The sequence below is a fragment of the aff. Roholtiella sp. LEGE 12411 genome (genome assembly GCF_015206995.1).
Classification (GTDB): Bacteria; Cyanobacteriota; Cyanobacteriia; order Cyanobacteriales; family Nostocaceae; genus Komarekiella.
On the sequence record NZ_JADEXR010000061.1, the window covers coordinates 16,957 to 31,120 of the forward strand.

Consider the following 14,164-nt stretch of genomic DNA (forward strand, 5'->3'; position numbering starts at 1 on the left):
AACCAGCGCTATTTGGAGAAGCCTGGATAATTCGCTACAGTAATTTGTGTTACCAAAAATGAGGATATAAGTGCGTTGCGTCCCAATTTATCTGATGTAGCCAAAATCTTCTTTAGTCCTGAAACTCTTTTCCCCTTTTTAATTGGCACAATATTCTTATCAGTATTGAGCAATGCAGTTACGCAAATATTGTTTAGCTGGTTGGGTACTTCGGTAAAAGTATCGTTCGGGATAGCCCTAGGGGCTGTGTGTATCTTTGCGCTGTCAGTGTGGTTATTTGCGATTGGATTATCACAGTTGCGCCAAAAAACAGAAGTCAAATTAGATAAAGTATCACCTGCTAAACGACGGGGATTAATTTTGCTTGTCAGCCGTCCTGAACCTTGTCGCAAGGCAATTAATTACCACATACCAGTATTAGAATGTGTTTGGCTAATTTGCTCTCAAGAGACGTTAGCTGTTGCTCAAGAGTTACAGCGGGAGTTTGCCCAGTTAAAAATATCAGCCCCGATTGTCGTTAATGATATCTATGACCCTCTAGACTTTTATAAGTGTGTTAAAAAGATTTACAGGAGTTTGCCAGATGGTTGGAATATTGCTGATGTGATCGCTGACTATACAGGTATGACTGCACATGGTTCTGTGGGTATGGTGTTAGCCAGTTTAGGAGGACAATATTCACTACAATATACGCCAGCAGAAATAGATAAAACTACGCAAAAGCCGACGGGGCGATCGCTCTCTCCAATTGAAATCGCTTTGTATACTGCACAAGATGCTAACACCACTACACGGAATTCGTAATTAAGATAGTTCAATTTAATCTAGGTTTCCTGGCTTGCATCCATAGCCTGATTTTGGACAATTGGTATAACTAGTAAAAACACAAGTACTTTCATAATCCTGTTATCCTCATAACCACCCACGCAGAGAGCAACCCAAAGCGATCGCTATGCTTCAGTATCCCAATTTAGAAAAGGCGCTAAAATATAACTTCGGTTACGATCAATTCCGCCCCGGACAGCGGCAAATTATCGAAGATGCGTTGCAAAACCGGGATTTACTGATTGTAATGCCTACTGGTGGCGGAAAATCTCTGTGTTTTCAGTTACCTGCATTGCTGAAAAAAGGCTTAACGGTAGTAGTATCGCCGCTAATTGCCTTAATGCAAGACCAAGTGGAAGCATTGCGAAATAATAACATTTCCGCGACATTTCTTAACAGCAGTCTTAACCCTTATAAGGTGCGATCGCGTGAAGAAGCCATCTTAAACGGTAAAGTCAAATTACTATACGTCGCTCCAGAACGGCTGCTCAGTGAAAGATTTCTCCCATTTCTAGATTTAGTCAAGGAAAAAATTGGGATTGCGGCTTTTGCTATTGATGAAGCGCATTGCGTCTCTGAGTGGGGACACGATTTTCGCCCAGAATACCGCCAGATGAAATCTCTGCGGAAACGCTACCCTGATGTCCCAACTCTCGCCCTCACCGCCACAGCAACAGATCGCGTCCGTACTGATATCATCCAACAATTAGGGCTAAAGCAACCCAGTATTCACATTGCTAGCTTTAACCGCCAAAACCTTTACTATGAAGTTCGTTCTAAAACTAAATCTGCTTACGCTGAATTATTGGAACTTGTTCGGGAAAATGAAGGTTCAGCAATTATTTATTGCTTAACGCGCAAAAAAGTTGATGAACTCACTTTTAAACTGCAAAATGATCAGATTTCTGCCTTATCTTATCATGCTGGATTGGGTGACGAAGAACGTAGCAACAATCAAACTCGATTTATTCGGGATGATGTGCGCGTTATGGTGGCAACAATCGCCTTTGGGATGGGAATTAATAAACCAGATGTGCGGTTAGTAATTCACTTTGATTTACCGCGTAATTTAGAAAGTTATTATCAAGAATCAGGTAGGGCAGGAAGAGATAGTGAACCTTCACGTTGTACACTTTTTTTCAGTTTTAGTGATATTAAAACTATTGAATGGAGTATTAACCAAAAAACCGACCCCCAAGAACAGTTAATTTCTAAGCAACAATTACGTCAAGTAATTGACTATGCTGAAGGTACTGTTTGCCGTCGGACAATTCAGTTAGGTTATTTTGGAGAACGCTTTCCAGGTAATTGCGGTAACTGTGATAATTGTCGTTATCCCAAACCATTGCAAGACTGGACAATCGAAGCCATGAAATTTTTATCTTGTGTGGCGCGTTGTAAAGAAAGATTTGGAATGCTGCACATTATTGATGTGTTGCGGGGAGGAAAAAATCAGAAAATTACCCAAAACGAACACGATAAACTTTCTACTTACGGTATTGGCAAAGATAAAACTGTAGATGAGTGGCGAATGCTGGGGCGATCGCTTTTACATCAAGGTATGCTAGAACAAACTAGCGATGGTTATTCAGTATTAAAACTGAACGCCCTAAGTTGGGAAGTAATGCGGCGACAGCGTACGGTTTCTCTCGCCATTCCCATAGCACAAAAGATTACTTGGGAAGAAGGGAGTGAAAAAGCCGCAGAGGCAGAAATATTATTACAGAGATTGCGATCGCTCCGCAAGCAACTTGCTGACGAACAATCTGTACCACCCTACGTTATTTTTCACGATTCAACCCTGAAATTAATGACGCAGGTACAACCCCAAACCTTAGCCGAATTTGCTAAACTTTCTGGCGTTGGTAGTCATAAACTTGCTCAGTATGGTGAAAAGTTCCTTGCAGAGATTAACGCCTACTCCCAAAAACAAAGTTTGCCGGAAAAACCAGTTAATTTAAAACCATCTCAAAACTTACTTTCCGATACAGAGTTATTAACATTACAGTTGCATCAACAAGGTTTTAGCGTTATCGAAATTGCCCAAAAGCGCAACATCCGTCCCACTACAATTATTCGTCATCTTACAGATTTAATTGAGAAAAATCAGCCTATAGATTTAAATCAGTTAGTACCTCTTGAACATCAGCAAAAAATTTGGCAAATTTTAGAAGTTCTTGGTGACATTTCTTTAACTCCAATTCGAGAACAACTTGGCGAAAGCTACAGTTTCGATGAAATTCGCTTAGTACGGGGAAAATGGCGGCGCGAAAATCGTAAGTGATAATTGGTCTTACTATTTACTCATATATTTATTTTTTGAAAGACTAGATAAGGAAGCTAAAATTAAATATTATGATTAAAATACAATAGCAAGATTAAACCAATTCGCAATTCGCAATTCGCAATTCGCAATTACGTTTTGTAATGGGGATTTAACCCCAACACAAAACTTACCTGTTATGGAACCGGGGGACTTAAACCCGCGGAACTTGTTAAAGGAGTCAGCTAATGAGTCAAATGCTAACAACAGGAGTACGTTGGACAATTCACGACGTAGAACTCTTGGCAGAAAATGAAGGTACTCGCTATGAGATAGTTGATGGAGAATTATTTGTGACTAGAGCACCTCACTTCAAACATCAGCAAACTTGTGGCAGAATTTTCCAACAGCTTAACATTTGGTCAGATTCTACTAATTTAGGAGAAGCTGTGATCAACCCCGGTGTTTTGTTTACAGAATCAGATAATGTGATTCCTGATGTAGTTTGGGCTACTAAGGAAACCTTGGCGCTCATGTTGGATGAAGGGGGACACTTAACTGGCGCACCAGAGTTAGTAGTTGAGGTTTTATCTGGAAGTAAGGAAGATAAAAGACGAGATCAGGAAGCTAAACTTAAACTTTATTCTTCCAGAGGAGTGAAAGAATATTGGATTGCTGATTGGCGATCGCGTAAACTAGAGGTCTATTGTCGGCAAGAAAATCAACTCAAGTTGGTAGCAACTTTATTTAGTAGTGATGAGCTAACTTCTTCCCTATTGACTGGTTTTAGTTGCACCGTAAACCAATTTTTCCCGGCTTAAATGTTTCTGGGAGATCCAAATACCGATTCTCTCCCGAATGCGTAGACACTTAGCCCCTGGGCGCAATCGGCTTTACATGAGTGAAAACTGAGGATTTCGGATTTGGATGTGATATATCAGTCTGCGATCGCTTGTTACTTTGGCTTTTAGCAGACATCATTATAGATAGTAGTTTGGGTAGCGCAAGGCAGACAACAGTATTTAGTAGAGTCAGGAATATACAATCTATCAAATTCATAGCTAATGCCCCCTAATAAAATTAGGTGTGTACTATTTTTTAGTTTGAAGCATAAACAGTACACTTGCTTCAAGGCAAGATTTTATATTTCTTTTATTAGATATAAACTAATTAAATATATGTTTTTATCTATAAAAACTATAAATTTTATATAGTAATTATCCAAAAACTCTTGGACTACCCATTTTACTGAATTTAGATAAAAAGAATGAACCGTCCTCAAGAGATAATTGAAAATTAGTCAGGAGTACAGAGATTTTACCTACCAAATATCCATCAATTTGGAGAACACTTCTCACAGAAACGAGGACGAAACTTACAAAATTGGCTACCTGTTAACGTGTAAACTGTACAATAGGGAAAACTGGTAAGTTCTGCTCTAGCTGCTTGTAGTTTTAAACCCTTCGGTGATAGTTCAGTAGATTTGGCTTTAGGAGCTAGAAAAATAGCTAAAAGCCTAGGAAATGCTAGGCAAGCGGCAATATTAATCAGCGTTAGCAATATCGCATTCATCAAGTTCATAGGTAATCACCCCCTGTGAAAAGTAGGCGGTCGCTGTCATCATCTGTAAGTAAAAATGTGTGCAATTTATTTTTAATAAATTAATTGCTTGCATTTTATCTAAACTAATCTTAACATAAATTTTTGTAAATATATTCGTTGAATTCCTGAAATTCTTAAACACACAAAGCAATTGTGGATAATTGAGGATTTGTATTGTAGCGTAATAACCAAATAAGCTAGAAAAACTAGCAAATTACTAGATTTTGGTAAGGTATCATGTCAAAAAACCAACCGACTTCTTCTTTTTTATCTAACATTACTCAACGAGAACGCCAAGCATTAGAGCGTTTGGTAGATTATACAAATGTGGAGTTACTACCAGAAATTTGGCCATTAGCAGCCAAACGATTTGGTGATACTGTAGTCTTGCACAACCCCCATGCTAAACCAGAAGTAACAATTACTTATACTCAGCTAGCACAGCAAATTAAAGAATTTGCTGCGGGGTTGCAAGCGTTGGGAGTAACAGTAGGCGATCGCATTTCCTTGATTGCTGACAACAGTCCCCGGTGGTTCATTGCCGATCAAGGTATAATGACTGCCGGAGGAGTTGATGCAGTGCGTAGCTCCCAAGCAGAACGAGAAGAATTGCTGTTTATTATTGCCAATAGCGGTAGCACGGCGCTGGTAGTCGAAAATTTAAAAACACTAGAAAAACTGCAAGATAGCCAAGTGGTAGCAACGCCAGGAGCATCTTGCCTTGATGATCTACCAGTTCAACTAGTAATCTTACTTTCAGATGAAGCACCAGCTATAGAGGAAACCATCAAGGTGCTGAATTTTTCACAATTGATCGAAATTGGGAGAAACCATACTTTTGTACCAGTCAAGCAAAAGCGTGATGCTTTGGCAACCCTAATTTATACCTCTGGTACAACAGGTAAACCCAAGGGCGTAATGCTGTCTTACAATAACTTGATGCACCAAGTGACAACTTTTGGGACAGTAGTGCAACCGCAAGTTGGAGACATTGTTCTCAGTATTCTCCCGTCTTGGCACAGCTACGAACGAACAGTTGAGTATTACCTACTATCTCAAGGTTGCACACAAGTGTATACTAACTTGCGCTCTTTCAAAGGAGATTTAAAAGAATTTAAACCTCACTATATGATAGCTGTACCGCGCTTGTGGGAATCAATTTATGAAGGAGTACAAAAGCAATTCCGCGAACAACCAGCAAACAAGCAACGCCTAATTAACTTTTTACTCAGCATTAGTGAGAAATATATTAAAGCGCGACGAATTGCCCAAGGGTTGAGTTTAGATAATCTTCATACTTCATCTGTGGAGCGATTAACAGCTAAAATACTTACATCTGCTTTATCCCTCGTCCATGCTTTGGGAGAAAAACTAGTTTATGCCAAAGTACGGGAAGCAACAGGAGCACGAATTAAGCAAGTGATTAGCGGTGGTGGTGCGCTTCCGAGGCATATAGATAACTTTTTTGAAATTATTGGTGTGCAGATTCTCCAAGGCTATGGCTTGACAGAAACTTCTCCTGTCACCCATGTGCGTCGTCCTTGGCGGAATATGATTGGTACATCAGGACAACCACTTCCGGTTACAGAAACTAAAATTATAGATCCTGAAACCAAAGCGCCTTTACCAGTGGGGAAGCGGGGATTGGTACTGCTGAAGGGCCCCCAAATCATGCAAGGTTATTACCAAAATCCAGAAGCGACAGCCAAAGCAATAGACGCTGAAGGTTGGTTTGATAGCGGCGATTTGGGTTGGGTGACACCACAAAACGACTTGGTGCTGACTGGTAGAGCAAAAGATACGATTGTATTAAGTAATGGGGAGAATATTGAGCCGCAGCCGATTGAAGATGCGTGTTTGCGATCGCCCTACATCGATCAAATTATGCTGGTTGGACAAGATCAGCGCAGCATCGGAGCCTTAATTGTCCCCAATCTCGAAGCCTTAGAAAAATGGGCACATCAGAATCTGCAATTACGGCCACCAGAAGAAACCTCCTCAGATCCAAGCGCTGGAATTGATCTGGAGAGTAAAATAATCCAGGATTTGTTTCGCAGAGAATTGAATCGGGAAGTGCAAAACCGTCCAGGCTATCGACCTGATGACCGCATTGGGCCGTTCAGACTCATTCACGAGCCATTTTCCATTGAAAATGGCATGATGACACAAACACTGAAAACTCGGCGACACGTCGTCACAGAACGCTATTGCGGTATTATTGACGACATGTTTGCCTGATAATTACACCTCCAAAATCTAGAGTGAACGTGAAACTTTTATGGATGTCTCCAAACCTCAACTGCTTCTGAAACGCGTCGTTAATGTCAAAGTCATCGTCACTCCCCTGTGGAAAGAGGAAGTTCAACAGCAACTACAAACGCAGATCAATCAAAGTGATCAGCAATTGCAACAGCTAGACGTTGAAGGACAAAGAGCGATCGCCGCAATTCAAAAGCAGAGTCTGCAACCACCTGGCCCCCAGACCCTCCAACAAATTGACAATATCCAACTCCAAGTCAATCAAAAGAAAAGTGAACTGCTAGAGCAGAAAAATCAATTGCTACAAAACCTTCAGCAAGTGCAGTTTCTCCAGCAAGATCAAGAAGTTAACCAATTTCAAATGGAAGGCTTTTTCCGGGTAGAACCGGGTGATAACTTGATTAGCAAAATGCAGGTTGAAATTGTTCTGCGCGATGGCATTGTAGAAGAAATTCGCGGCGATATTTAAAATTAGTCGTTTGTCATTGACCAATGATCAATGACTAATGACAGCTTCGAGTTACCTTTTTGTAAGTGCGACTCCCAGGCCAACATTGCACCTGGGAGCCAGCCCAGACAATTTGCCAAACCGGGGGTGAGCTAATAAAAAGCGATCGCCCAAAGGTTGTCATCTCGGCTCGATATTTCATTACACCAACTAAATCATCACTCTGCTTGATTTGCGTAATCGTTACTAAAGCCTGATTTCGTTGTGGATAAACTACCTCTACCTTTCGCGTTCCTTTCACTGATGCGATGTCGTCAAAGACATTCAGCGCCAGAGTAGCAGGATCACTACCTTGGAGAGATGAATTCATACTTTCTAAAGGTATGGTTTTAAAATCGGAACGGTCTGAGTACGCTACAATTTCCTGAGACTGGTGCATTGGTTCCGCTTGCTGGGATTGTTCACTACTAGCCTCAAAAATCGGTGCAGTTAGCTGGTGCTCGGTGAGATAAACTCCAGCGCCAGCAGTGGCAAAGACACTCAGTATTAAAATCAAAAACAACTTCAACTTTGCCGACATAAAATTAAACAGGAATTTCAAACAGTTTAATTAACCAATGTTGAATTCTAAATTGAACTTCCACCCATATCCTCTGCTGCTGGAAAGCATCTACATATTAAGCAGTAGTTATGAGGAATATAAATATATATCACAATCACAGTTGAGTCCTGAGAAACTCGTGATGGTTTTTCAAACCCAACGTTCAACAACAAAAACCGGATATTGACTAACCATGAGGATAGCTTTGTACATAGACCTCTAAGTTATATGTAGGTTCCTGAGGTCAAGAGTCAAGGGTCAAGGGTCATTAATTATCCACTCCCCCACTCCCTCACTCTTCAACCTAAAATATAAAATCTCCCAACCAAAATTCTCCTGTCAAGATACAATTCGATCTGGTAAAAGCTGTTAAAGTCCATAAATTATTGCTTCTAAAACCACCCTATGAGCATTCACGAAGTATTTATGCCGGCGCTGAGTTCCACCATGACCGAGGGCAAAATCGTCTCCTGGGTGAAATCGCCAGGCGATAAAGTGGAAAAAGGCGAAACAGTGGTGGTTGTTGAGTCAGATAAAGCAGATATGGATGTGGAATCCTTTTATGAAGGATATATTGCCCATATCATAGTGCAAGCTGGTGACACTGCCCCGGTAGGGTCTGCGATCGCCTTCATAGCAGAAACGGAAGCTGAAATTGAAACCGCAAAATCTCTTGCTAACTCAGATGGCGTTGCTGCTACTGCTACCTCCTCTCCCGAACCAATCCCAGCAACAGCCTCAGTTGCAACACCTACCTTGGCGTCTCAAAATGGGTCTAACCATAAAGAAGGGCGTATTGTGGTTTCACCCCGTGCTCGCAAGTTGGCTAAAGAACTAAAAGTTGATTTAAGTACTCTCAAAGGCAGTGGCCCCCACGGTCGCATTATTGCCGAAGATGTAGAGGTAACTGTCAATCAAGGCAAGCAACCTGCTCCCACCCCAATTGCTGCGCCATTACCCACACCAACCATTACTCCAGTTGCGCCCCCACCCCCGCGGACACCTGTACCTACACCAACAGTCGCAGCTGTTCCTGGTAAGATAGTACCTTTAACTACATTGCAAAATGCAGTAGTCCGGAATATGGTAGCTAGCCTATCCGTGCCTATCTTCCATGTGGGTTATACAATTGCTACCGATGGACTAGATAAACTTTACAAACAAATTAAATCCAAAGGTGTGACAATGACAGCGCTACTAGCGAAAGCTGTGGCGGTGACTTTGCAAAAACACCCACTACTAAATGCTAGCTACTCAGATCAAGGCACTGTATATCATTCTGGCATTAATATTTCTGTAGCCGTGGCGATGGATGATGGTGGATTGATTACACCCGTATTGCAGAACGCAGACATAGTAGATATTTATTCTCTCTCTCGCACTTGGAAGTCTTTGGTAGACCGCGCTAGAGCCAAACAACTTCAACCAGAGGAATACAACAGCGGTACCTTTACCCTGTCGAACTTAGGCATGTTTGGCGTAGACAACTTTGATGCGATTTTACCGCCTGGACAAGGTTCAATTTTAGCGATCGGCGCATCCCGTCCACAAGTAGTGGCAACACCCGACGGTTTATTTGGCGTGCGGCAACAAATGCAGGTAAATATTACTTCTGACCACCGCATTATTTACGGTACACATGCTGCCGCATTTTTACAAGACTTAGCGAAGTTAATTGAGACAAATCCTCAATCTTTAACACTTTAATTGAGAGTACGGTTTCAAAAAAAGTTAAATTCAGACTTGGAGGTTATCTAACTTCCAAGTCTTTTTGTTTGGCGATATTCTAATATATGGTATTTGCCAGTTATACCAATTTAAAAAAAGAATATAACAGATAGACCATTATGACGTTGCAATGCAACGTCTCTACTTCACACCTTTCGACCAGTTACAAAAAAAGTCAAATTTTCGTACCAAACACCTTGCTCAATTGCTTTGTCCTCAATTTTCTTACAATACTCTGCCTTCAATTCTGCCATTTGCTCTGATGAAATCTGGGACAAAGGATTTTCTCTAGGATGAAACCATCCTCCATTCCATTCTCTAGCTTGCTCAAGAGTGCGGTAGAAACCTAGCTGTTGCGTCTTTACTTCAATATTTTGAAAACCAGTTTCTGTTAGCAGATGACGGCATTTTTCAGGAGTTCCAGTTGGCTCATTGATGTTTGTCAATAAAATACCATGTTTATCACAAACCTCAATTATAAGTGGCGCTTCACAAGATTCATTAGAGCAACAAGAAAACCCGATGACTCCACCATTCTTTAGAAAACGATACCATTTACCTAGAGCAGCAGGAATATCTTTAAAGTATACGATCGCTGTAGAACAAAGAATTACATCGAAACTGTTCTCATTGAAGTTTACATACTCAGCATCTGCTTCAATTAATTCGATATTTTGCAAGCCTAATTCATCAATTTTATGTCGTGCTTGGGCGAGCATTCCTGAAGAAAAATCTACTCCAATCACTTTTCCCTCAGAGCCAATAATTTGTGCAGCAGCAATGGCAATAATACCTGTACCAGTTGCCATATCCAATATTTTTTTTCCCTTTTGTAGTTTAATTAGCTCTAATAAAGGGAGAGCGCGATGAATAGTGTAATCGTTATCGTAAGTAGTTCTGCTGTTAAAGAAATCAATTACTTTTTTCTTGTACTGTTGCTCGTACTGGCTATTTTGCATAACATACTTATGTTTTCGCTGGTCAAATATGAAAATCTTAGTATATATCTTTCAACATTCTTTGCCATTTTGGTTTCTTCTAATCCCAAGGGATGATTCGCCCATGAAAAAACTGGTGCTAGTGTAGTAATTTCTAACTTTTCGTAGGGCATAATTTTTTATATTTTGGATTTTTTCAGTTTAGTTTTGGAGGTTGAGGCGAAATTTCGCACTTATCTACTAAATAATTTGTAACAAGTTAAATACACCGTTGGCGAATTCGTCAAAGCAGTATACTAGCTGCTTAGTTCAGCAATGAAATGATTGAGGGCTTTTTTGAGAGCTCAAAAACAAACTGAATACTGGCATTACTACAGGATAAAAAATATGACAATTATTTCAGGACGCGCCTGGATTACTGGTGCTAGTAGCGGGATTGGTGCAGCCACAGCCAAGATGCTGGCAAAAAACGGGGCAAAAGTAGTTTTATCAGCACGCCGCACGGAGCAACTCGAACTGCTCTGCCACGAAATTGAGCGTACAGGCGGTCAATCTGTAATCAAAGCGTTGGATGTGACTGACCGTGAAGCAGTGGCACAAATTGGGGATGAACTTGAAACGATGGGTGGCGTAGACATCTTGATCAACAATGCCGGTTTAATGCCTCTCTCACCCATGCTTGAAGGACGCGTGGATGAGTGGGAGCGAATGATTGACGTGAATATTAAGGGACTCCTCTACGCCATTCATGCTGTCCTCCCCGGCATGGCTAAACGCAAGCACGGTCATATCGTAAACATTGGCTCCGTGGCTGGACGTTTTGCCTTTAAGGGAGCGGCTGTCTACTGCGGAACCAAATTCGCGGTACGCGCCATTTCAGACTGTTTGCGCCGAGAAGCAATCGAATACGGAGTGCGGGTGACTGACATTGAACCAGGAGCAGTGGCGACTGAACTCGCTGATTCAATCAAGCACGAGGCAACGAAAGAAGCTGTTACTGGACAAGGTGGTTTTTATGCCCCAGATGCTAATATTCTTCAAGCTGAGGATATTGCCAGCGCAATTCTTTACGTGCTGAGCCAGCCCGATCGCGTTAATGTTGGTGAGTTGTTGATTCGTCCGCGTATTCAAGAACTTTAAGCCGCACAAATACTGAACGGACATCAGAGAAAGTGACGATCGCACCAAGGCGATCGCCACTTATAAAAAAATCTGAGGATGCATATATAGGTGCAATAAACAATCCAAAATAAAATCTTTCACCCGGTTTGTTCTGGAAATACTGTTAGTACCTCTTGGTCTTGGCTGTTGTCTAAATTGACCTCAAAAGTCTGTCCTTCCACTGTCACTTGATCACCCCGTACTAGTCGCCGTCCTCGTCGGGTTTCCACCACACCGTTTAATAGTACATCGCCACCTTGAATCAACAGCTTGGCTTGCCCTCCAGTTGGCACTATACCCATTAACTTTAAAAACTGACTTAATTTAATTGTGTTATCTCTGGGTTTCATAGTAAATAAAAGTACACTTCCTTAATTGTATAGTGGCGTTATTAAGCTCAAAATTTATCGTGTAACTGTATTGAAGTTAAATTTTAAATAACATTATTTTACTGCTTTTTACCAAATGCATTAAAATTTGTAAATAAAATATCTTTGATTTAAATAGCCCTTTAGAGTACGGACACAATAGCGATGGCAGTGCGTCAAGATACAATCTGGGAACGTTTTTTATCCCCTGTAGTGCGTCTTTTGATTGATGAGGAAGGATTGCGGCGTTATGCTGATAGTATTGACTGGGAAAAACAGAGCGATCGCTTGCGACGAGAGGATGTAATAATTCCCCCTTACTACATTGATATTTTTGAGGAGCCGTATATTCGTGAGTATGCTGCTGGTAGTCTAGATGCGAGTATGGGTGCAGCAGGATTTGAAGTAGTACGAACTCAGGATGTATGGTGGATAAATCAGGTAACTAGTGGAGTGAAACCCATTCCCACAGAAGATACAACTGTCCAAAAAAATGTTAAACAGTACTCTTCGACATCAATAGATACCACAATAGATAATAATGATTTGGAGGGACTTGAGTCTCCAGCGTTTGGCGTAATGGCATGAGTTTAAAGGCAGTTCTTTTTGATTTTAATGGTGTCATCATTAACGATGAGCCAATCCACCTACAACTAATAGATGAAATTCTCATTCAAGAAAATCTTCAACCCCAAAGGGTCGATGAGCGTCAAGCTTCTCTTGGACGCAGCGATCGCGCTTGTTTTCAGCAACTATTTGCTAATCGCGGTAGAGTAGTCAGTGAAAAGTATTTAACTGAGTTGCTGCATCGGAAGGCCCAAGCCTATGTGTTGGAACTAGAGAAAATCGAAAAATTGCCTTTATATCCAGGTTTAGAAGACTTAATATATCAGGTGCGATCGCGAAGCGTCTCTAAAGAAGATTCGCGCAATCTGAAACTTGGGTTAGTCAGTGGCGCTATTCGCAAAGAAATAGAACTTGTGCTCAGTCGTGCCAATCTAGCTGAACATTTTCAAATTATCGTAGCAGGTGATGACATTACCACCAGTAAACCAGAACCTGATGGTTATCTACTAGCAGTGAAACGCTTGAACCAAGAATATTCGGAATTGAATCTTCAACCACAAGAGTGTTTGGCAATTGAAGATACTCCAGCAGGTGTCCAAGCAGCAAAACGCGCGCAGATGCAGGTAGTTGGTGTGGCTAATACTTACCCATTCCACATGCTCCAGCGTTACTGTAACTGGACAGTTGATTATCTTAGTGACTTAGAACTAGAACGGGTGCAAGAAGTCTTTTCCCAAAAAGAGTTTCAGCCAACAGTAAGTGAATGTTAAAATACTGTATAGCAGCAAGAAATTGAGTCTTAAGTGTTGAGCTAGAAGTCATGTTTCTCTTAACTCAGCACTCAGCACTAATTAAGGGGAATTAGCTCAGTTGGTAGAGCGCTGCGATCGCACCGCAGAGGTCATCGGTTCAAATCCGTTATTCTCCATCAAAACCAGGACTTCAAGCCATCTTAAACCTGTCTTAATGGTATTTGATGGTTAAAACAGATACTACTGTAGTATACAGATATATCCAGATACTGAGTTATAGACCAGTAAAAGCTATTTGCGATCGCCTATTGGATTATCTTGGTAAAATGTACAGGCTTCAAGGCAAGGTGTCAGAGGTTCTCAAGCCCATCTGACACCTTGCATTTGGAGCAATGAAAGGTAGCGGCAAAATATTGGGAGACGTGATTGCTCCAGTAATCCCTCAAACGTCTGAATCACGGATTAGACAGATTCAAGGATGACACGGAGTCAAAATCTGTGTCAATACTTCTCGGTTAAGCATTTTGGTTCTACCGATCCCCTTATGGAGATTTAACACTAAAGTGCCAAGATAATAGGCAGCGCAATCGAAAGTTTGCGAAATTACGAAAGCCATAACCTAGCCTTTTAATCAGCTTCAACTTATTGTTAA

At 41.2% G+C, this 14,164-nt stretch carries 15 protein-coding genes and 1 tRNA gene; 11 read left to right on the forward strand and 5 right to left on the reverse strand.

Annotation, left to right across the window (positions count from 1 at the left end; genetic code table 11):
* The first annotated feature begins 75 nt into the window (after positions 1 to 75).
* From IQ246_RS15175 to IQ246_RS15185, 3 genes are all read left to right on the forward strand, one after another.
* On the forward strand, positions 76 to 804 hold the full coding sequence (locus IQ246_RS15175; RefSeq protein WP_194004191.1) for a CRISPR-associated protein: 729 nt from the start codon (positions 76 to 78) through the stop codon (positions 802 to 804).
* Positions 805 to 952: 148 nt separating this feature from the next.
* Positions 953 to 3,109, forward strand: a complete 2,157-nt coding sequence (recQ, locus tag IQ246_RS15180; RefSeq protein WP_194004192.1) for a DNA helicase RecQ — start codon at positions 953 to 955, stop codon at positions 3,107 to 3,109.
* A gap of 227 nt (positions 3,110 to 3,336) precedes the next feature.
* The gene (locus IQ246_RS15185; protein WP_194004193.1) at positions 3,337 to 3,909 is read left to right on the forward strand and encodes a Uma2 family endonuclease; all 573 of its coding nucleotides are present in this window, start codon (positions 3,337 to 3,339) and stop codon (positions 3,907 to 3,909) included.
* 514 nt (positions 3,910 to 4,423) lie between these two features.
* Here IQ246_RS15185 and IQ246_RS15190 read toward each other — a convergent pair.
* Positions 4,424 to 4,669 carry a hypothetical protein gene (locus IQ246_RS15190; RefSeq protein ID WP_244142040.1) on the reverse strand — a complete coding sequence of 82 codons (246 nt, stop codon included), beginning with the start codon at positions 4,667 to 4,669 and terminating at the stop codon, positions 4,424 to 4,426.
* Between the two features lie 258 nt (positions 4,670 to 4,927).
* Here IQ246_RS15190 and IQ246_RS15195 point away from each other — a divergent pair, with 258 nt between their 5' ends.
* Both IQ246_RS15195 and IQ246_RS15200 read left to right on the forward strand, forming a co-directional pair.
* Positions 4,928 to 6,928, forward strand: a complete 2,001-nt coding sequence (locus tag IQ246_RS15195; protein WP_194004194.1) for a long-chain fatty acid--CoA ligase — start codon at positions 4,928 to 4,930, stop codon at positions 6,926 to 6,928.
* Positions 6,929 to 6,968: 40 nt separating this feature from the next.
* Positions 6,969 to 7,418 carry a YlqD family protein gene (locus IQ246_RS15200; RefSeq protein ID WP_194004195.1) on the forward strand — a complete coding sequence of 150 codons (450 nt, stop codon included), beginning with the start codon at positions 6,969 to 6,971 and terminating at the stop codon, positions 7,416 to 7,418.
* A 34-nt stretch (positions 7,419 to 7,452) separates the two neighbouring features.
* Here the strand turns inward: IQ246_RS15200 and IQ246_RS15205 are convergent, their stop codons facing one another.
* Complete coding sequence (locus tag IQ246_RS15205; RefSeq protein WP_194004196.1) at positions 7,453 to 7,977, reverse strand: hypothetical protein; 525 nt, start codon at positions 7,975 to 7,977, stop codon at positions 7,453 to 7,455.
* Between the two features lie 37 nt (positions 7,978 to 8,014).
* Between IQ246_RS15205 and IQ246_RS15210 the strand changes: the two genes are divergently transcribed.
* Both IQ246_RS15210 and IQ246_RS15215 read left to right on the forward strand, forming a co-directional pair.
* Positions 8,015 to 8,185 carry a hypothetical protein gene (locus IQ246_RS15210; protein WP_194004197.1) on the forward strand — a complete coding sequence of 57 codons (171 nt, stop codon included), beginning with the start codon at positions 8,015 to 8,017 and terminating at the stop codon, positions 8,183 to 8,185.
* A gap of 218 nt (positions 8,186 to 8,403) precedes the next feature.
* A complete protein-coding gene (locus IQ246_RS15215; RefSeq protein WP_194004198.1) occupies positions 8,404 to 9,705 on the forward strand; it encodes a dihydrolipoamide acetyltransferase family protein in 1,302 nt (433 codons plus the stop codon).
* 167 nt (positions 9,706 to 9,872) lie between these two features.
* Here the strand turns inward: IQ246_RS15215 and IQ246_RS15220 are convergent, their stop codons facing one another.
* Entirely contained in the window at positions 9,873 to 10,685 is an 813-nt protein-coding gene (locus IQ246_RS15220; protein WP_194004199.1) for a class I SAM-dependent methyltransferase, read from the reverse strand.
* A 366-nt stretch (positions 10,686 to 11,051) separates the two neighbouring features.
* On the opposite strand from IQ246_RS15220, the gene IQ246_RS15225 reads away from it, so the two are divergent.
* On the forward strand, positions 11,052 to 11,804 hold the full coding sequence (locus IQ246_RS15225) for an SDR family oxidoreductase (RefSeq protein WP_194004200.1): 753 nt from the start codon (positions 11,052 to 11,054) through the stop codon (positions 11,802 to 11,804).
* A gap of 119 nt (positions 11,805 to 11,923) precedes the next feature.
* Here the strand turns inward: IQ246_RS15225 and IQ246_RS15230 are convergent, their stop codons facing one another.
* Positions 11,924 to 12,175, reverse strand: a complete 252-nt coding sequence (locus tag IQ246_RS15230) for an RNA-binding S4 domain-containing protein (protein ID WP_194004201.1) — start codon at positions 12,173 to 12,175, stop codon at positions 11,924 to 11,926.
* A 183-nt stretch (positions 12,176 to 12,358) separates the two neighbouring features.
* On the opposite strand from IQ246_RS15230, the gene IQ246_RS15235 reads away from it, so the two are divergent.
* The 3 genes from IQ246_RS15235 to IQ246_RS15245 all read left to right on the forward strand — a co-directional run bounded on the left by IQ246_RS15235 (position 12,359) and on the right by IQ246_RS15245 (position 13,688).
* A complete protein-coding gene (locus tag IQ246_RS15235; RefSeq protein WP_194004202.1) occupies positions 12,359 to 12,781 on the forward strand; it encodes a hypothetical protein in 423 nt (140 codons plus the stop codon).
* Positions 12,778 to 13,530: an HAD family phosphatase gene (locus IQ246_RS15240; RefSeq protein ID WP_194004203.1), complete on the forward strand. Its 753-nt coding sequence runs from the start codon at positions 12,778 to 12,780 to the stop codon at positions 13,528 to 13,530. The genes IQ246_RS15235 and IQ246_RS15240 overlap by 4 nt, the downstream gene beginning before the upstream one ends.
* 85 nt (positions 13,531 to 13,615) lie before the next feature.
* A tRNA-Ala gene (locus IQ246_RS15245) sits at positions 13,616 to 13,688 on the forward strand.
* A gap of 366 nt (positions 13,689 to 14,054) precedes the next feature.
* Here IQ246_RS15245 and IQ246_RS15250 read toward each other — a convergent pair.
* Positions 14,055 to 14,164 (reverse strand): transposase (locus IQ246_RS15250; protein WP_194004204.1); only part of this gene is annotated, 110 nt, incomplete at its 5' end.

What these genes read in the sequence shown, in the direction of transcription:
- IQ246_RS15220 (WP_194004199.1), bottom strand. Translation starts at nt 10,685, where the DNA reads ATGCAAAATAGCCAGTACGAGCAACAGTACAAGAAAAAAGTAATTGAT.
- IQ246_RS15205 (WP_194004196.1), bottom strand. Translation starts at nt 7,977, where the DNA reads ATGTCGGCAAAGTTGAAGTTGTTTTTGATTTTAATACTGAGTGTCTTT.
- IQ246_RS15235 (WP_194004202.1), top strand. Translation starts at nt 12,359, where the DNA reads ATGGCAGTGCGTCAAGATACAATCTGGGAACGTTTTTTATCCCCTGTA.
- IQ246_RS15225 (WP_194004200.1), top strand. Translation starts at nt 11,052, where the DNA reads ATGACAATTATTTCAGGACGCGCCTGGATTACTGGTGCTAGTAGCGGG.
- IQ246_RS15200 (WP_194004195.1), top strand. Translation starts at nt 6,969, where the DNA reads ATGGATGTCTCCAAACCTCAACTGCTTCTGAAACGCGTCGTTAATGTC.
- IQ246_RS15210 (WP_194004197.1), top strand. Translation starts at nt 8,015, where the DNA reads ATGTTGAATTCTAAATTGAACTTCCACCCATATCCTCTGCTGCTGGAA.
- IQ246_RS15185 (WP_194004193.1), top strand. Translation starts at nt 3,337, where the DNA reads ATGAGTCAAATGCTAACAACAGGAGTACGTTGGACAATTCACGACGTA.
- IQ246_RS15240 (WP_194004203.1), top strand. Translation starts at nt 12,778, where the DNA reads ATGAGTTTAAAGGCAGTTCTTTTTGATTTTAATGGTGTCATCATTAAC.
- recQ (WP_194004192.1), top strand. Translation starts at nt 953, where the DNA reads ATGCTTCAGTATCCCAATTTAGAAAAGGCGCTAAAATATAACTTCGGT.
- IQ246_RS15190 (WP_244142040.1), bottom strand. Translation starts at nt 4,669, where the DNA reads ATGAACTTGATGAATGCGATATTGCTAACGCTGATTAATATTGCCGCT.
- IQ246_RS15195 (WP_194004194.1), top strand. Translation starts at nt 4,928, where the DNA reads ATGTCAAAAAACCAACCGACTTCTTCTTTTTTATCTAACATTACTCAA.
- IQ246_RS15230 (WP_194004201.1), bottom strand. Translation starts at nt 12,175, where the DNA reads ATGAAACCCAGAGATAACACAATTAAATTAAGTCAGTTTTTAAAGTTA.
- IQ246_RS15215 (WP_194004198.1), top strand. Translation starts at nt 8,404, where the DNA reads ATGAGCATTCACGAAGTATTTATGCCGGCGCTGAGTTCCACCATGACC.